This window comes from Bradyrhizobium nitroreducens (genome assembly GCF_002776695.1).
GTDB classification, from domain to species: domain Bacteria; phylum Pseudomonadota; class Alphaproteobacteria; order Rhizobiales; family Xanthobacteraceae; genus Bradyrhizobium; species Bradyrhizobium nitroreducens.
Genome location: NZ_LFJC01000003.1, coordinates 6,737,729 through 6,754,610 on the forward strand (window position 1 = coordinate 6,737,729; position 16,882 = coordinate 6,754,610).

At 63.4% G+C, this 16,882-nt stretch carries 14 protein-coding genes and 1 pseudogene; 12 read left to right on the forward strand and 3 right to left on the reverse strand.

The window, feature by feature from the left end; translation table 11 throughout:
- Nucleotides 1-121: 121 nt before the first annotated feature.
- Together TSA1_RS40795 and fixK are read left to right on the forward strand one after the other, a co-directional pair.
- On the forward strand, nucleotides 122-286 hold the full coding sequence (locus tag TSA1_RS40795; RefSeq protein ID WP_168213562.1) for a hypothetical protein: 165 nt from the start codon (nucleotides 122-124) through the stop codon (nucleotides 284-286).
- A gap of 49 nt (nucleotides 287-335) precedes the next feature.
- Nucleotides 336-413: pseudogene (gene fixK / locus TSA1_RS41215) on the forward strand (nitrogen fixation protein FixK); the annotation flags it as partial.
- 486 nt (nucleotides 414-899) lie between these two features.
- Here fixK and TSA1_RS32050 read toward each other — a convergent pair.
- Nucleotides 900-2,636: a bifunctional protein-serine/threonine kinase/phosphatase gene (locus TSA1_RS32050; RefSeq protein ID WP_174719165.1), complete on the reverse strand. Its 1,737-nt coding sequence runs from the start codon at nucleotides 2,634-2,636 to the stop codon at nucleotides 900-902.
- Between the two features lie 59 nt (nucleotides 2,637-2,695).
- The gene (locus tag TSA1_RS32055; protein WP_100179816.1) at nucleotides 2,696-3,535 is read right to left on the reverse strand and encodes a formate/nitrite transporter family protein; all 840 of its coding nucleotides are present in this window, start codon (nucleotides 3,533-3,535) and stop codon (nucleotides 2,696-2,698) included.
- A 675-nt stretch (nucleotides 3,536-4,210) separates the two neighbouring features.
- Between TSA1_RS32055 and TSA1_RS32065 the strand changes: the two genes are divergently transcribed.
- The 3 genes from TSA1_RS32065 (at nucleotide 4,211) to TSA1_RS32075 (ending at nucleotide 7,297) form a co-directional block, all read left to right on the forward strand.
- The gene (locus TSA1_RS32065) at nucleotides 4,211-5,530 is read left to right on the forward strand and encodes a CmpA/NrtA family ABC transporter substrate-binding protein (protein ID WP_100179817.1); all 1,320 of its coding nucleotides are present in this window, start codon (nucleotides 4,211-4,213) and stop codon (nucleotides 5,528-5,530) included.
- A 62-nt stretch (nucleotides 5,531-5,592) separates the two neighbouring features.
- Nucleotides 5,593-6,489, forward strand: a complete 897-nt coding sequence (gene ntrB, locus TSA1_RS32070) for a nitrate ABC transporter permease (RefSeq protein ID WP_100179818.1) — start codon at nucleotides 5,593-5,595, stop codon at nucleotides 6,487-6,489.
- Between the two features lie 13 nt (nucleotides 6,490-6,502).
- Nucleotides 6,503-7,297, forward strand: coding sequence for an ABC transporter ATP-binding protein (locus TSA1_RS32075; protein ID WP_100179819.1), 795 nt, complete (start codon nucleotides 6,503-6,505; stop codon nucleotides 7,295-7,297).
- A gap of 30 nt (nucleotides 7,298-7,327) precedes the next feature.
- Here the strand turns inward: TSA1_RS32075 and TSA1_RS39120 are convergent, their stop codons facing one another.
- Entirely contained in the window at nucleotides 7,328-7,540 is a 213-nt protein-coding gene (locus tag TSA1_RS39120) for a hypothetical protein (RefSeq protein ID WP_142252771.1), read from the reverse strand.
- A gap of 96 nt (nucleotides 7,541-7,636) precedes the next feature.
- On the opposite strand from TSA1_RS39120, the gene TSA1_RS32080 reads away from it, so the two are divergent.
- The 7 genes from TSA1_RS32080 (at nucleotide 7,637) to TSA1_RS32110 (ending at nucleotide 16,778) form a co-directional block, all read left to right on the forward strand.
- Nucleotides 7,637-9,016 (forward strand): MFS transporter, encoded by a 1,380-nt coding sequence (locus tag TSA1_RS32080; protein ID WP_100179820.1) that lies wholly within the window; start codon nucleotides 7,637-7,639, stop codon nucleotides 9,014-9,016.
- 136 nt (nucleotides 9,017-9,152) lie between these two features.
- The gene (locus TSA1_RS32085; RefSeq protein ID WP_097659768.1) at nucleotides 9,153-9,581 is read left to right on the forward strand and encodes a globin family protein; all 429 of its coding nucleotides are present in this window, start codon (nucleotides 9,153-9,155) and stop codon (nucleotides 9,579-9,581) included.
- A gap of 10 nt (nucleotides 9,582-9,591) precedes the next feature.
- Nucleotides 9,592-10,809 carry an NAD(P)/FAD-dependent oxidoreductase gene (locus tag TSA1_RS32090; protein WP_174719166.1) on the forward strand — a complete coding sequence of 406 codons (1,218 nt, stop codon included), beginning with the start codon at nucleotides 9,592-9,594 and terminating at the stop codon, nucleotides 10,807-10,809.
- Between the two features lies 1 nt (nucleotide 10,810).
- Nucleotides 10,811-13,513, forward strand: coding sequence for a nitrate reductase (locus TSA1_RS32095; RefSeq protein ID WP_100179822.1), 2,703 nt, complete (start codon nucleotides 10,811-10,813; stop codon nucleotides 13,511-13,513).
- Nucleotides 13,514-13,766: 253 nt separating this feature from the next.
- A complete protein-coding gene (locus TSA1_RS32100) occupies nucleotides 13,767-14,852 on the forward strand; it encodes a metallophosphoesterase family protein (RefSeq protein WP_100179823.1) in 1,086 nt (361 codons plus the stop codon).
- A 181-nt stretch (nucleotides 14,853-15,033) separates the two neighbouring features.
- Nucleotides 15,034-15,930 carry an SMP-30/gluconolactonase/LRE family protein gene (locus tag TSA1_RS32105; protein WP_100179824.1) on the forward strand — a complete coding sequence of 299 codons (897 nt, stop codon included), beginning with the start codon at nucleotides 15,034-15,036 and terminating at the stop codon, nucleotides 15,928-15,930.
- Nucleotides 15,931-15,938: 8 nt separating this feature from the next.
- The gene (locus TSA1_RS32110) at nucleotides 15,939-16,778 is read left to right on the forward strand and encodes an aldo/keto reductase (RefSeq protein WP_100179825.1); all 840 of its coding nucleotides are present in this window, start codon (nucleotides 15,939-15,941) and stop codon (nucleotides 16,776-16,778) included.
- The last annotated feature ends 104 nt before the right edge of the window (nucleotides 16,779-16,882 follow it).

Consider the following 16,882-nt stretch of genomic DNA (forward strand, 5'->3'; position numbering starts at 1 on the left):
TCGGAAGGGCAGTGCCGTTGAGGCATTTCTCTCTCGCCCAACATAGGCCTTGCGCCGATTGCGCAATGGGTAGCTAGTGTTCGTCTCAGCGCACCACGCTACCCGGCCGTCGGAGGGGGCAATGCAAAACTACATCAATCACGAAAACATCAGACGTTATCAGAAGCTGATCGCCGTCAGTGAGGGTGACCCGTCACGCGACGAAGCACGGCACCAAACGTTGCTACGACTCCTGGACGAGGAAAAGGCCAAGGACGAGAGGCCACACGACTGGCCAAACGTCTGATCAGGGCCGTTCTGATCCAGTTTGCGGCTTCCTTTCGAAATGGAACCTGCGTTTGCGTGTGGCGGGAGTATCGAGACTCCCAATGAGCCGTCGCGATATCGCCGACTATCCTGGATTGACATTGGAGAAGCCCGCTGGGCGCCGATTGTCGATTGCAACATTGTTGGGTCGCGTTCTGAACATAAAGCCTGAGCACATTGGTCCGATCACCGTCCGTTGTTGGCTACTATCGGTGACAGAGAGTGCTGCATGCTCCCGCCCATCAAGGAGCATCGGATATGTCACACTATAAAGCCTACCTTATCTCCCGAGACGGCCACCACATTAAAGCCGTCAACCTTGAGTGCGTTGACGATGACGCGGCAAAGACACGCGCTGAGCAACTGACGGACTTTAGTGATGTCGAGCTATGGGAGCACGCCCGCAGAGTTGCGAAGTTTGGCACCAAATCTGACTGAAGACGCTGGCCGCGGGTTTCCCTGCCGCCCATTCCCCGTCGGTCGCCGCCGCGCAAGAAGTCAGAACAGTTCTTGGCAGGCTGCTTTGTTCTGACCGGCCGTATACGCCCGCTTGGCCACCAGCAGCCGCCGTCTGTGCCTCACGATCTCATCCTCTAACGCGCGTGCAGCAGCGCCAGCAGCACGACCACCGCGCACGCCAGCGCCGCCGAAGTCAGCTTCCAGAACATCAGCGGGCTGCGCTCCAAGAGCGGCGTGATCCGGGTGTTGAGATAGGCCGGATTGGGCGAGCGAAGCTCGAAGACGAATTCTGACAGGTCCTCGTGCCGCTTGTAGGGATCGGGATGCAGCGCGCGCCTGAGCGCACCGTCGACCCAGGCGGGCACGTTGCGGTCATCGCCGGCCGGGCGGTACTGCAGCCTCCGCACGTCCGCCTTGCGCCGGACCTTCGCGATCTGGGCGCCATAGGGAAGCTTGCCCGTGAGCATCTGGTAGCAGATCACGGCCAGCGAGAACATGTCGGAGCGTGGCGAGCCGCCTTGCCCGAGAAAGTATTCCGGCGCCGTATACTGGACCGTGCCCAGAATCTCGTCGGCCTCGTCCGGCGGCGCCGCTTCCGCGACGCCGGCAACCCTGACCGATCCGAAGTCGATGATCTTCGCGGTGCCGGTCTTGTCGATCAGGATGTTGTCGGGCCTGAGGTCCTGATGCAGCATCTCCATGCGGTGGAAGGCGCGCAGGCCTGCGGCGATCTGCTCGATGAGGCCCCGCACGGTTTCGAGATCCGGGCGCGGATTGTCGGTCATCCACTGCCTCAAGGTCTGGCCTTCGACGAATTCGGTCGCCACATAGAGATAGCCGCGCCGCCGCGACTGTGACAGCGGCTTCAGAACGTGCGGGCTGTCGATCCGGCGTGCGATCCACTCCTCCATCAGGAAGCGCTTGAGATAGGCCGCATTGTCGCGCAAATCGACCGATGGCAGCTTGAGCGCGACCGGCTGCTCGGTCTCGGTGTCGACGGCAAGATAGATGTGACTGCGGCTGCTGCCGTGGATCTCGCGGACGATCCGGTAGCCGTCGAACAGCGCCCGCGGCTCCGGCAGCGGGGGAAGCGGCAACTCCGAGGTCTGGTTGAAGATGCCGGCCGGCTCGCGCTGCGGCACCGCGTCGATGCGAATGATCTGGACGGTGATGTTGTCGTCGCTGCCGCGCCGGTAGGCTTCCTCGACGATCGCCTTTGCCGCCCCGTCGAGCTCGGCGGCATGCTCGGTCAGCGCGCCGGTGATGAAACGCGCGTCGACGAACTCATAGGCCCCGTCGGTCGCCAGCAGGAAGGTGTCGCCGGCTTCGACCTCGAATGCCTGGTAGTCGATCTCGAGCTGCGGGTTGATGCCGAGCGCGCGGCCGAGATAGGTCTGCTCGGACGAGACGATGATGCGGTGATCGTCGGTCAGCTGCTCCAGCGCCTTGCCCGCGACGCGGTAGATGCGGCAGTCGCCGACATGGAAGACGTGCGCGGTGGTCGCCTTGATGACCATGGCGCTGAGGGTACAGACATAGCCCTTGTCGCGGTCATAGGCATATTGGCTCTTGCGCGTCTGCGCATGAAGCCAGGAATTGGTGGCATCCAGCACGCGGCGGGCGGAGGTCTTCACCGTCCAGGATTCCGACGTGCAGTAGTAATCCATCAGGAAGCTCTTGACCGCCGACTCGCTGGCGATCTGGCTCACGCTGCTAGAGGAGATGCCGTCGGCAAGGACCGCGGCGATGCCTTTCAGGCCGAGCAGCGGCTCCTCGGGAATGAGGACGCCGTGAAAGTCCTGGTTGACGGGCTTGCGACCCTTGTCGGAGTGCTGGCCGACCGAAATCAGAAGTCCGCGGGTCATCGTCATCACCAGGGGAGAGGAGCCTCACCCTGCGCGGGCGAGGCTCACCTGTCGAGACGTTTCGCTCAGGCGACGACGCGGGGCTTCGCGGCCTTGTCGACCTGGCGCTTCGGCAGGGTCATGACGTGCGTGGCGTAGAGCGTCATGCCGGTGAAGGCGAGGCCGCCGACGAGGTTGCCGAGCACGGTCGGGATCTCGTTCCAGATCAGATAATCCATGATCGAGAACTTTGCGTGCAGCATCAGGCCCGACGGGAACAGGAACATGTTCACGACGGAATGCTCGAACACCATGTAGAAGAACACCAGGATCGGCATCCACATCGCGATGACCTTGCCCGGGACGGAGGTCGAGATCATGGCGCCGACGACGCCGGTCGAGACCATCCAATTGCAGAGCATTCCGCGCATGAACAGCGTCGCCATGCCAGCCGCACCATGCGCGGCATAACCGAGCGTTCGGCCCTCGCCGATGTTGCCGATCGCGGCGCCGACCTTGTCGGGCGCCTGCGTGAAGCCGAACGTCGTGACGAAGGCCATCATGAAGGCCACCGTGAAGGCGCCGGCGAAGTTGCCGACGAAGACCAAGCCCCAATTGCGCAGCACGCCGCCGAAGGTGACGCCGGGACGCTTGTCGATCAAGGCGAGCGGCGAGAGCACGAACACGCCGGTCAGGAGGTCGAAGCCCAGCAAATAGAGCATGACGAAGCCGACCGGGAACAGCAGCGCGCCGACCAGCGGCTGGCCGGTGTTGACGTTGATCGTGACGGCGAACCAGGCCGCCAGTGCCAGGATGGCGCCGGCCATGTAGGCGCGGATGATGGTATCCCGGGTGGACATGAAGATCTTGGACTCGCCTGCATCCACCATCTTGGTGACGAATTCCGAAGGCGCGAGATACGACATCAATGGTTCCTTTGCTTCGTAAGTGAGACCGACACGCCCCTGGCGAGAGCGCGGCTGAACATCATGGGTCGTGCGGGCTGGTTGCCGCACACGAGGGCTATGGGAGGTCTGGAAGCCTTGGGAATCGCGTCACGACGACTGAGCCGAGGAGGGCCGCGAAGCAGTTGAGCTTCCGGTTTGCAGCCGCCAGAGGCTGCAATAATGCGGCAAACCGCAGTCTTCGTTGACGCAGAAGGAAATGCAAGTTGCGTGCCGTGGCGGGGAGGCTGAAAGATCAAGCAATATCAATCGGATGGTACCTGCTGCGATCCTGCTTTGGCGCATCTTGCCGCCTTTTGCTTGAGCGCTTGCACAACGTTTGTGCGTCGCACAATTGTTGAGCAGACCGCAAATTCCGCGTGCGGAACGGATCTGCGGTAGTCTGGCGCGATAACCGCAAGCATTTGATTAATCGTCGTTTTTGACGGAGGCGCGCTTGGCATGAAGCTTGAATGGTTCCAGGCCGACGCCATTGAAGCCGTCCCGCGAGACTTCTCATCCGATTTGCTGACGCCACCCGAACGGGGGTCTCCCCGTCGCGCGTTCGCATGCGCCCTTTTCGGGCGTCACGGACGGACGGGCTGCTCGTGCGCACTGACGCAATCATTCGCAACGACGCAAAGGACGACACCGCCTATGACCAAGCGCATTCGCCGGCCCTCCGAGACTGGCCTCAGCCGCCGTCAATTGTTGAAAGCCGCCGGCTCTACCGCGGCCCTTCTCGCCGCCGCCAAGCTGAATTTCCCCGCCGGCGCCTTCGCGCAGGATGCAGGTCCCGAGGTCAAGGGCGCCAAGCTCGGTTTCATCGCGCTCTCCGATGCCGGCCCATTGTTCGTCGCCAAGGACAAGGGCCTGTTCGCCAAATACGGCATGCCTGACACTGACGTGCAGAAGCAGGCGTCGTGGGGCACCACGCGTGACAACCTCGTGCTCGGCTCGGAAGGCAACGGCATCGACGGCGCGCACATCCTCACCCCGATGCCGTACCTGATCTCGGCCGGCAAGGTGACGCAGAACAACCAGCCGACGCCGATGTACATTCTGGCGCGGCTCAATCTCGACAGCCAGTGCATCTCCGTCGCCAATGAATATGCCGACCTCAAGCTCGGCGTCGATGCTTCGCCGTTCAAGGCAGCCCTGGAGAAGAAGAAGGCCTCGGGCAAGGCGGTGAAGGCCGCGATGACTTTCCCGGGCGGCACCCACGACCTCTGGATTCGTTATTGGCTCGCCGCCGGCGGCATCGATCCCGACAAGGACATCGAGACCATCGTGGTGCCGCCGCCGCAGATGGTGGCCAACATGAAGGTCGGCACCATGGACTGCTTCTGCGTCGGCGAGCCATGGAACCTGCAGCTGATCCATCAGAAGATCGGCTATACCGCGGTCACCACCGGAGAACTCTGGAACAAGCATCCCGAAAAATCCTTCGGCATGCGCGCCGCCTTCGTCGACAAATATCCGAAGGCTGCCAAGGCGCTCCTGATGGCCGTGATGGAAGCCCAGCAGTGGGCGGACAAGGCCGAGAACAAGGCCGAGCTCGCCGCCATCATGGGCAAGCGACAGTGGATGAACTGCCCGGTCGAGGACGTGCTCGACCGCACCTCGGGCAAGTTCGATTACGGCATCCCCGGCAAGGTGGTCGAGAACTCGCCGCACGTCATGAAGTACTGGCGCGATCACGCCTCCTATCCGTTCCAGAGTCACGACCTCTGGTTCCTTACCGAGGACATCCGCTGGGGCAAGTATGAGGCGAACTTCGACACCAAGGCGCTGATCGCCAAGGTCAACCGCGAAGACATGTGGCGGGATGCGGCCAAGACGCTCGGCGTTGCGGCTGCCGAGATTCCGACCTCGACCTCGCGCGGCAAGGAGACCTTCTTCGACGGAAAGGTGTTCGATCCCGAAAATCCGGCGGCCTATCTGAAGTCGCTCGCGATCAAGCGCGTCGAAGTCTGATGCAGCCCTGCGGCCGCCCGCGAGGCGGCCGCTTCGTCTTGGGAAGCCGGAGAGATATTGCGATGAACATGCCTGCCACGAAGATTGAGGTTGAGACCGCGACGCCTGCGGCCAGCGCCGCGCCGGTCGTCGCGATGACGCCGAAGCGCCCGCCGCGCAGCGAGGCTTACGCGCGCATGGCAAGGGAGACTGCGGTGCGCGTGATCCCGCCGCTGGTCGTGATCGCGCTGCTGACACTCGTCTGGGAGCTGGTCTGCCGCCGCGCCGGCTCGGCGCTGCCGCCGCCGTCAAAAGTGTTCAAGGACACCAAGGAGCTGATCCTCGATCCGTTCTTCGATCATGGCGGCATCGACAAGGGGCTGTTCTGGCATCTCTCCGCCAGTCTTCAGCGCGTGGCGCTGGGCTATTCGCTCTCGGCGATCGCCGGCATCGCGCTCGGCGTGCTGGTCGGGCAGTCGGTCTGGGCGATGCGCGGACTCGATCCGCTGTTCCAGGTGCTGCGCACCATTCCGCCGCTGGCCTGGCTACCGCTGTCGCTCGCCGCGTTCCGCGACGGCCAGCCCTCGGCGATCTTCGTCATCTTCATCACCTCGATCTGGCCGATCATCATCAACACCGCGGTCGGCATCCGCAACATCCCACAGGACTATCGCAACGTCGCCGCGGTGGTGCAGCTCAATCCGCTCGAATTCTTCTCCAAGATCATGATCCCGGCGGCCGCGCCCTACATCTTCACCGGCCTTCGCATCGGCATCGGCCTGTCGTGGCTCGCCATCGTCGCCGCGGAAATGCTGATCGGCGGCGTCGGCATCGGCTTCTTCATCTGGGACGCCTGGAACTCTTCGCACATCAGCGAGATCATCCTGGCGCTGTTCTATGTCGGCATCGTCGGCTTCGTGCTCGACCGCCTGATTGCGGGCCTCGGCAAGTTCGTCACCCGCGGCACCGCGACAAGCTAAGGGGAAGGGACACATGACCGCCTATCTGAAGCTCGACCACATCGACAAGATCTTCACCCGCGGCGCCGCCACCACGGAGGTGCTGAAGGACATCAACCTGACCATCGAGAAGGGGCAATACGTCTCGATCATCGGCCATTCCGGCTGCGGCAAGTCGACCCTGCTCAACATCATCGCAGGGCTGACGGGCGCCACCACCGGCGGCGTGCTGCTGGAGAACCGCGAGGTGAACTCGCCGGGGCCCGACCGCGCCGTGGTGTTCCAGAACCACAGCCTGTTGCCGTGGCTCACCGTCTACGAAAACGTCAAGCTCGGCGTCGACAAGGTCTTCAGCAAGACCAAGACGAGGGCCGAGCGCGACGCCTGGGTGATGCACAATCTCAACCTTGTGCAGATGGCCCATGCCCGGGACAAGCGTCCTAACGAAATCTCCGGCGGCATGAAGCAACGCGTCGGCATCGCCCGGGCGCTGGCCATGGAGCCGAAGGTGCTGCTGCTGGACGAGCCGTTCGGCGCGCTCGACGCGCTGACGCGCGCGCATCTGCAGGACTCCGTGATGGCGCTGCATCAGAAGCTCGGCAACACCATCCTGATGATCACCCACGACGTCGACGAGGCCGTGCTGCTGTCCGACCGCATCGTGATGATGACCAACGGGCCGAGCGCGCGCATCGGCGAGGTGCTGGAGGTGCCGCTCGCGCGTCCGCGCAAACGGCTCGAGCTCGCCACCAACACCACATATCTGAAGTGCCGCCAGCGCGTGCTCGAATTCCTCTACGAGCGTCATCGCTTCGTTGAGGCCGCGTAAACCAGGCGTTAACGCGAGGAATAGCTGCGCTCAAATAATCGACATCTCGCTCAATCCTTGTGCGTCGCACAAGGATTGAGCGAATCGCAAATTAAGCGTGCGAGAAAGCCCTGCAACAATTTCGGTCAATGCGAATAACGTCCTGAAATCCCTGAATTTCCAGCGTGCGCGCAATTGGCACGGAAATTGAAACGTCTTTGCGCGACGCCAACGACGACGTCCCTCAACATCATCAATCAGCATCGTGAACTCGCCACCGGGGTGATGCCTCGGAGCGCGCCTCCTTGTCTGGAGGCAGAGCCTGCAACGACGCAGCGGTGAGCCTGGAAGGGATACTCAATGACGAAGAATCCTACTTGGATTTCAGACTGGCGCCCCGAAGATGAGGCGTTCTGGAATGCGGGCGGCAAGACCATCGCCCGACGCAACCTGATCTGGTCGATCGTAGCCGAACATATCGGCTTCTCGGTCTGGCTGATCTGGAGCATCGTCACCACCAAGCTGCCGCAGGCGGGCTTCCACTACACTACCGACCAGCTGTTCCAGCTCGTCGCTGTGCCGGGCCTGATCGGCGCCTTCATGCGCTTTCCCTACACCTTCGCGGTCACGACCTTCGGCGGCCGCAACTGGACCATCTTCAGCGCGGCGATCCTGTTCATCCCGACGCTGTCGCTGGCCTATTTCGTGGGCCAGCCCGACACGCCGTTCTGGCTGATGCTGCTGATCGCCTCGACCGCGGGTCTCGGCGGCGGCAACTTTGCCTCCAGCATGACCAACATCTCCTTCTTCTTCCCCGACCGGATGAAGGGATGGGCGCTCGGCCTGAACGCCGCCGGCGGCAATATCGGCGTCTCCAGCGTGCAGCTGTTGACCCCGATCCTGATGACGCTCGCCGTCATCAACCTGTTCCAGGCCACGCCGGTCGACGGCGTGTTCCTGCAGAACGCCGGCCTGATGTGGGTGCTGCCGATCGCGATCGCGGTGTTCGGCGCGGTGTTCTTCATGAACAATCTCACCACGGCGAAATCGTCGGTCCGGAACCAGCTTGCCATCGTCAAGCGCAAGCACACCTGGATCATGGCGTACCTCTATATCGGCACGTTCGGCTCCTTCATCGGCTACTCCGCGGCGTTTCCGCTGCTGATCAAGACGCAGTTCCCGTCGGTGACGATCTCGATCGCGTTCCTCGGACCGCTCGTCGGTTCGCTGTCGCGACCGCTCGGTGGCTGGCTCGCCGACAGGATCGGCGGCTCCATCCTCACCTTCTGGAACTTCATCGCGATGGCGGCGGCGACGGTCGGCGTGCTCTACTTCGTCGGGCACAAGGACTTCATCGGCTTCCTGTCGATGTTCCTGATCCTGTTCGTGACGACGGGCATCGGCAACGGCTCGACCTACCGCATGATCCCTTCGATCTTCCGCGAAGAAAACCTGTTCAAGGTGCGCGGCAAGGGCGATGCGGCGCGCGCGGTTGCGCTGAAGACGGCGAGCATCGAGAGCGGTGCGGCGGTTGGTTTCATCGGCGCGATCGGCGCCGTCGGCGGCTACCTGATCCCGACCGGTTTTGGCAAGTCGATCGCCTTGACCGGCGGCCCGCAGCTCGCGCTCGCGATCTATCTCGGCTTCTACGCCTCCTGCCTCGCTCTGACCTGGTGGTTCTATCTGCGTCGCAGTCCGCAGGGCGAAGGCGCCTCAAGCCTTGCTGAAGCAAGGGTCTGACACTTGGCGCAAGTTACTTGGCACGAATGTCGCTTCTCCCCGTACGCGGGGAGAAGACTCTCTGATGACGTTTGACCCATGAACCTTGTTCGCAACGGCGCGCACCAAGGCAAACCGAGACAGACAGGAGCACATCATGACGCCCGAACAGATCACCCTCATCCAGCAGAGCTTCGCCAAGGTCGCACCGATATCGGAGCAGGCCGCGGTGCTGTTCTACGATCGCTTGTTCGAGGTGGCGCCGTCTGTGCGCGCCATGTTTCCCGAGGACATGACCGAGCAGCGCAAGAAGTTGATGGGCATGCTCGCTGCCGTCGTGGGCGGCCTGTCGAACCTCGAGACGATTCTTCCCGCGGCCTCCGCACTCGCCAAGCGTCACGTCGCCTACGGCGCGATGGCCGAGCACTATCCCGTGGTCGGCGCGACGCTGCTGTGGACCCTGGAGAAGGGTCTCGGCGAAGCGTGGACGCCCGAACTGGCAAAGGCCTGGACCGACGCTTACGGCGTGCTGTCCGGCTACATGATGTCCGAAGCCTACGGCGCCCGGCCGCAGGCCGCTGAATAGGAGATGCCTCGTGAGTGAACCGCTGGTCATCGTCGGTAACGGTATGGCAGCCGCGCGTCTGGTCGACGAGCTCGCCAAGACCGCGCTCGGCCGCTACGCGGTCGCCGTCATCGGTGAAGAGCCGCGGCTCGCTTACAATCGCGTGCTGCTCTCATCCGTGCTGGCCGGCGAGACCGGCTCGCACGAGATCGAGCTGCGGCCGGCGGACTGGTGGCGCCATCGCGGCGTCACCGTCCGCTACGGCTATCGCGTCACCGAAATCGATGTCGGCCGCCGTGAGCTGAAGATCGAGGGCGAGGAGAGCATGGAATATTCCAAGCTCGTGCTCGCGACCGGCTCGACGCCGCTGCGGCTCAACGTGCCCGGCGCCGATCTCGCCGGCGTTCACACCTTCCGCGACACCCGCGACGTCGATCTCTTGCTGACGCTCGCCGCGGCGAAGAAGCGCGTCGTCGTGGTCGGCGGCGGCCTGCTCGGACTTGAAGCAGCCTATGGCCTCGCCAAGGCCGGCGCGCCCGTCACGCTGCTGCATCTGATGGACCGGCTGATGGAGCGTCAGCTCGACGCGCCCGCGGCCGACCTGCTCAAGACGCTGGTCGAGCGCAAGGGCATCCGCATCCTGCTCAACGCCTCCACCGCCCGCATCCATGGCGATGGTCACGTCGAGGCCGTAGAGCTTGCGGACGGCAGCCGCATCGAGGCCGATGCGGTGATCTTCGCTGCCGGCATCAAGCCGAACGTCGCGCTGGCGAAGGAGGCCGGGATTGCGGTCAACCGCGGCGTCGTCGTCAGCGACGTGATGCAAACTTCCTCGCCCGACATCTTCGCACTCGGTGAATGCGCCGAGCATCGCGGCACCTGCTATGGCCTGGTCGAGCCCGCCTACGAGCAGGCACGCGTGCTGGCGCGGCATCTGGCCGGCCGACCCGCCGCCTATCAGGGCAGTGTGGTCTCGACCAACCTCAAGGTCTCCGGCGTCAGCGTGTTCTCCGCCGGCGACTTCATGGGCGGCGAGGGCAGCGAGAGCCTGGTGCTGACCGATCGCAGGCGCGGCACCTACAAGAAGCTCGTGATCACTGACGGCCGGCTCACCGGCGCGGTGCTGATCGGCGATACGATCGATGCGCTCTGGTATCTCGAGCTGATCCGCACTCGCGACAAGGTGGCGGCGATCCGCGCCGACATGATGTTCGGCCGCGCGCTTGCGCTGCCTTCGAAAGCGGCTTGATATGACGGCAATCGATCCAGACCTCCGTGCCACCCGAACGGCATGCCCCTATTGCGGCGTCGGTTGCGGCGTGCTGGCGACACCCGACGGCAAGGGCGGGGCCGCGATCGCGGGCGATCCCGATCATCCCGCCAATTTCGGCCGGCTGTGTTCGAAAGGCTCTGCGCTCGGGGAGACCGTTGGCCTCGAAGGACGTCTGCTCTATCCGATGATCCGCTGCAAGGGCGTGCTCGAGCGCGTGGCCTGGAGCGATGCGCTGGATCACGTCGCCCATCGCATGCAGCACATCGTGGCCCGCGACGGCGCCGATGCGATCGCGTTCTATCTCTCCGGCCAGCTGTTGACGGAAGACTATTACGTCGCCAACAAGCTGATGAAGGGCTTTGTCGGTACGGCCAACGTCGACACCAATTCGCGGCTCTGCATGTCGTCCTCGGTCGCCGGCCATCGCCGTGCCTTCGGCTCGGATACCGTGCCCGGTTGCTATGAGGATCTCGATCAGGCCGATTTGCTGGTCTTCGTCGGCTCCAACGCGGCCTGGTGTCATCCGGTGCTGTTCCAGCGGATGCTGAAGAACAGGCAAGAACGCGGCGCGCGCATGATCGTGATCGATCCGCGGCGCACCGACACCGCTGAAGACGTCGACCTTTTCCTCGGCCTCAAGCCCGGCACCGACACCGCACTATTCTCCGGCCTGTTCGTCCATCTCGTCGACAGCGGAGCACTGGACCATGACTACATCGCGCAGAACACGTCGGGTTTCGATGACGCGCTGGCGCGTGCGCGCAATATCGCCGGCAGCGTCACTGCGACCGCGCTCGCCACCGGCCTGTCCGAGCGGGACGTCGCCGCCTTCTTCAAGATGTTCCGCGCCACCGAGAAGGTCGTCACGCTCTATTCGCAAGGGGTCAACCAGTCGGCGCAGGGCACCGACAAGGTCAACGCGATCCTGAACTGCCATCTCGCGACGGGACGCATCGGCAAGCCCGGCGCCTCGCCGTTTTCGCTCACCGGCCAACCCAATGCGATGGGCGGTCGCGAGGTCGGCGGCCTCGCCAATATGCTGGCCGCCCACATGGGCTTCACCCCGCCCGACATCGACCGCGTCAGGCGGTTCTGGAAGGCGCCGCGCATCGCCACTCATGAGGGGTTGAAGGCGGTGCAGCTGTTCGAGGCGATCAACCGCGGCGAAGTGAAAGCGCTGTGGGTGATGGGCACCAACCCCGCGGTGTCGCTGCCCGATGCGGACTTCGTGCGCGAGGCGCTGAAGAAGCTCGAGCTGTTCGTCGTCTCCGAGAACGTGCTCTCCAACGACACCGTCGAGGCCGGCCCGCATGTGCTGCTACCGGCGCTGGCCTGGGGCGAGAAGTCAGGCACGGTGACCAACTCCGAGCGCCGCATCTCGCGCCAGCGCTCGTTCCTGCCGGCGCCCGGCGAGGCCCGCCCCGATTGGTGGATCCTCAGCGAGACCGCAAAGCGCCTCGGCTTCGGCGACAGCTTCAACTACAAATCCGCCGCCGAGATATTCCGCGAGCATGCCGCGCTCTCGGCTTTCGAAAACGATGGCAGCCGTGATTTCGACATTGGCGCGCTGACCTCGCTCTCCGACGAAGGCTTCGACACCCTGAAGCCGGTGCAGTGGCCCGTGCGCGAAGGCGGGGTGCCCGGCGAGCGTTTCTTCGCGAACGGCGGGTTCTTCACCAATGACGGCAAGGGCCGCTTCGTCGCGCCGGAGGTGCCGTCGCTGCGTAGCGAGACCAGTGCCTCGCGCCCCCTTAGGCTCAACACAGGGCGCATCCGCGACCAGTGGCACACCATGACGCGCACGGGCCTCAGCCAGCGCCTTGGCGCGCATCTGCCGGAGCCTTTCGTCGAGATCCATCCCGACGACGCCGGCAAATACGGCATTGCCCATGATGGCTATGCCCGTATCACCACCGACTATGGGCAGTGCATCCTGAAGGCGGTCGTCAGCGAGAGCCAGCAGCGCGGCACGCTGTTCGTGCCGATCCACTGGAGTGCGATGAATGCCTCGCACGGCCGCGTCGGCGCGCTGGTGCAGTCGTTCACCGATCCGTTCTCCGGGCAGCCGGAGTCCAAGGCGACGCCGGCCGCGATCGCGCCTTACGAATTCGTCTTCCGCGGCTTTGCGCTGTCGCGCAAGCAGCTCGAGCTTCCGCCGAACCTGTTGTGGACCCGCGTCACCGTCGCCGGCGGCTTCGGCTATCTCTTTGCCGACAATGCGGACCTTTCACGTTGGCCGGCCTGGCTCGCGAGTGTCGCCGGCGAGGACGTTGCGGACTACCGCGATCTCGGCGGTGGCGTCTATCGTGCGGCCTCGTTCGTGGGCGATCGCATCGAGACCTGCCTGTTCGTCGGTCCCGCGCATGACGCCGGCGACTGGGAGGTGGTGAAGAGCCTGTTCGTCGCAGACCACGTCACCGACGATCAGCGTCGCATGCTGCTGTCGGGCAAATCCAGCGAGGGCGCCGCGTCGACCGGCCCGATCGTCTGCGCCTGCTTCGGCGTCGGCCGCGGAACCATCTGCGACACCATCGCGGCCGGCGCACGCACCGCCGCCGAGATCGGCGCCAAGCTCAAGGCCGGCACCAATTGCGGGTCGTGCATCCCGGAGCTGAAGCGGTTGATTGCGACGACGGACCTGCCCGCGCGGCAGTCGAAGGTCGCGAGCGCGGTGGGATAGAGATCCCGCCGTCGCCGACTCACGATAGCGCGAAGCAAATCAGCCGTGCTGTCGGCCGCGAATCCGGAATGTGGCTTGGGTTGTTGAAGCGGCGCGATTTCCCGCACTTCAGTGGGCTTTCCAACGGTCGTGATACATTCTGACGCAGCCGCGCCGTCTCCTCGTTTCTCGTTCCTTCTTGCAAGTTGATGCGTCATCGCTCAACTTAAGCGCGATTTCTGCAAATCGATTTAACGCAATCCCGGATTGCCGGGTGAGCAGCGAGCTATTGGAGATGATGATGCTCCGAAGAATTGCCAACGTCCTTTCAAACCCTACGAGGCCTCGCAATTGGGCGCTGTTGGTCGGCTGCTTGCTGCCGACCCTCACCGCTTTGGGGCTGACGGTCTGCCGGGCCGACAGCCCGAGCGGAGAGCCGATCGCAATTCTGTTGGCCGCGGGCGACATCACGGGTTGCCATCAGACCGGCGACAAGCATGCCGCGATGGCAGGGCAGATCCAGAAGGAGATCGAGGCCGCGAAGGACATTCCGCTCGGTATCCTGGCCTTGGGCGATCTGGCCTATGCGGATTACAAACACCAGAAGGCGCAGCCCGGGACTTACGCGTCCTGCTTCAATAGCTTCGTCGCGACATGGGGCGTGTATAAGAACCGTATCTTTCCCGTACCGGGAAACCACGACTATTCCGACGATATTACGCCCGCCAAGAAACTCACGCCGGTGAAGCACTACCGGGAGTACTTTGGTCAGCGCATTGCGGAGCTGAAGAGCGGGGCGGGCAGTCCATCTGGAGCGGAAGACAAGAGACTGAGCTTTGTCACCCGCTTTCCCAACAGCGAGGGGTGGCTACTCGCCGGACTGAATTTTTACGGCAGTGACGTCGATCCAAGGAAGTGGCTCAAGGAACAGCTTTCGGCATCAACGGCCCGTTGCGTACTAGTCTTTACGCATCCGTTCTTCGCGAGTTCAGGTGAGCATGGAAAGGGGAAGGCCTATGAGCCGATCGCGCAGCTCATGCCGATCTTGTACGAACAGGGTGCGACGATCCTGGTTTCCGGGCACGACCATCACCTCGAGCAGTTTCCGAAGGTTGGCGGTAAGGGGAAGGTGGACGCCAGCAAAGGTGTGCGCTCGTTCGTCGTCGGCACCGGGGGCGCGACGTTGTATTCCACCTATGTCAAGCATCCGCTGAGCGAGCGCTTTGCCAACAAGAGCAGAGGATTCCTGAAGCTGATCCTTTATCGCGATGGCTACAGATGGTCGTTCGTTGCTGTTGACGGACCGCAGGTCGAGTTGCCTGTCGGCGAAGAGAGCTGCAATCGCAAGCCTCCAGCCTGAGTTTGGCGGACATCGTTGGAGTAGGCTTGCGCGGGCCATGGTCATGGAATCCTTGAAGTGCAGCTGCAAAGGTGCGAGGGATCGCTGCGCTGCTCCGATCTGTCTGCCTCGACGCCCGCCGGATCGTGGCTTAAGCTGACGCGCGCTCCGTTCTTTAAGGGGAACAGTCACGACAACAATGATGTACCTGGAAACGCCGCCGCGCCTTATCGAAACCAAGCTCTTCTCCGCCATGCCCGACAAGTTCCGCCGCAAGGGTGTGCGGACCGATTGGGCCGATGCCAACCGGCCGAATCTGCCGACAGACAGCTTCATCGAGGGACCATCCTTCGACGGGGACGGTCATCTCTACATCGTCGACATTCCGTTCGGCCGCATCTTCCGCGTCGCGCCCGATGGTGAATGGTCGCTCGTGGTCGAATATGAGGGCTGGCCGAACGGGCTGAAGATCGGATCCGACGGTCGCATCCTGGTCGCCGATTACATGCACGGTATCATGGAGCTCGACGCCAAGGCCGGCCGCGTGAAGCCGGTGCTGACCGCGCGCAATTCGGAATCGTTCCGCGGCTGCAACGATCTGCATCTTGCCTCCAACGGCGACATCTATTTCACGGATCAGGGCCAGACCGGCCTGCACGATGCAAGCGGCCGGGTCTACCGGCTGGCATCGAACGGCCGGCTCGATTGCCTGCTTCACACCGGCATCAGTCCCAACGGCCTGGTGCTTGACCCCAGCGAAACCGTGCTGTTCGTCGCCATGACCCGTGACAATGCAGTGTGGCGACTGCCATTCATGAAGGACGGCAGTGTGTCCAAGGTCGGCCGCTTCTGCTCGCTGTTCGGCACCAGCGGACCCGATGGCATGACGATGGACGCCAAGGGCCGACTGTTCGTCGGCCACGCCTCGCTCGGCCACGTCTTCGTGTTCGCTCCCAACGGCGAATTGATCGCGCGGATCAAATCGTGCGCGGGACCGAATTGCACCAACGTCGCGATCGGTGGCGCCAACAAGGATCGTCTCTATGTCACGGAGTCGTCGACCGGCAGCGTGCTGGTGGCGGATATCGGCGGACTGTGAGCTCTAACATGAACACAAACTCCTTCGGCAAAACCGGCGCCAGCGTCTCCGTGATCGGGCAGGGCACCTGGTATCTCGACCACGGCGACCGCAAGCGCGCGATTGCCGCGCTTCAGCGCGGGCTCGATCTCGGCATGACGCATATCGACACTGCCGAGATGTATGGCGATGCGGAGCTCGTCATTGCCGACGCCATCGCGGGCCGTCGCGACGAGGCGTTCCTGGTTTCCAAGGTGCTGCCGAGCAACGCCTCGCGCCGCGGAACCATCACCGCCTGCGAGCGCTCGCTGAAGCGGCTGAAGACGGATCGTCTCGACTGCTATCTCCTGCACTGGCGCGGTTCCTATCCGTTGGAAGACACGGTCGCTGCGTTCGAGGACCTCGTGACGGCAGGGAAGATCAAATCATGGGGTGTTTCCAATTTCGACGCCGACGACCTTGACGAGATCCTCGATGTGGCCGGCGGAGGCCGTATCGCCTGCAATCAGGTGCTCTATCATCTGAAGGAACGCGCGATCGAGCATGCGGTGATCCCGTGGTGCGAGAAGCATGGTGTCGCCGTCGTCGCCTATTCGCCGTTCGGGCACGACGATTTTCCGGATGCGCGCAGCAAGGGCGGCGCGGTGCTTACCCGCATTGCTGAGGTGCGGCGCGCGACACCGCGTCAGGTCGCGCTGAGCTTCCTCACCCGTGCGACTACGGTGTTCGCGATTCCGAAGGCCTCGTCTGCCGAACACGCCGCCGAGAATGCGGCGGCAGGTAGCCTCGTGCTGACGAAAGACGAGATTGCGGCGCTCGATGCGGCGTTTCCGCGCGGTCCGAAGCCGCGCAGTCTGCCCATGCTGTAGTGCACAAACGCTCATTATTAACGGAGCATTGACGCGCGCGGACGTCAGTGCATATCGGCATCCTGTTTTCGGAAGTTGTGAACGCGGCGCATTTGGCGTTTTTT

Excerpts from the sequence above, each read along its gene's own strand:
- TSA1_RS40795 (WP_168213562.1), top strand. The coding sequence starts at position 122 with ATGCAAAACTACATCAATCACGAAAACATCAGACGTTATCAGAAGCTG.
- TSA1_RS32050 (WP_174719165.1), bottom strand. The coding sequence starts at position 2,636 with ATGACGATGACCCGCGGACTTCTGATTTCGGTCGGCCAGCACTCCGAC.
- TSA1_RS32055 (WP_100179816.1), bottom strand. The coding sequence starts at position 3,535 with ATGTCGTATCTCGCGCCTTCGGAATTCGTCACCAAGATGGTGGATGCA.
- TSA1_RS32065 (WP_100179817.1), top strand. The coding sequence starts at position 4,211 with ATGACCAAGCGCATTCGCCGGCCCTCCGAGACTGGCCTCAGCCGCCGT.
- ntrB (WP_100179818.1), top strand. The coding sequence starts at position 5,593 with ATGAACATGCCTGCCACGAAGATTGAGGTTGAGACCGCGACGCCTGCG.
- TSA1_RS32075 (WP_100179819.1), top strand. The coding sequence starts at position 6,503 with ATGACCGCCTATCTGAAGCTCGACCACATCGACAAGATCTTCACCCGC.
- TSA1_RS39120 (WP_142252771.1), bottom strand. The coding sequence starts at position 7,540 with ATGCTGATTGATGATGTTGAGGGACGTCGTCGTTGGCGTCGCGCAAAG.
- TSA1_RS32080 (WP_100179820.1), top strand. The coding sequence starts at position 7,637 with ATGACGAAGAATCCTACTTGGATTTCAGACTGGCGCCCCGAAGATGAG.
- TSA1_RS32085 (WP_097659768.1), top strand. The coding sequence starts at position 9,153 with ATGACGCCCGAACAGATCACCCTCATCCAGCAGAGCTTCGCCAAGGTC.
- TSA1_RS32095 (WP_100179822.1), top strand. The coding sequence starts at position 10,811 with ATGACGGCAATCGATCCAGACCTCCGTGCCACCCGAACGGCATGCCCC.
- TSA1_RS32105 (WP_100179824.1), top strand. The coding sequence starts at position 15,034 with ATGTACCTGGAAACGCCGCCGCGCCTTATCGAAACCAAGCTCTTCTCC.
- TSA1_RS32110 (WP_100179825.1), top strand. The coding sequence starts at position 15,939 with ATGAACACAAACTCCTTCGGCAAAACCGGCGCCAGCGTCTCCGTGATC.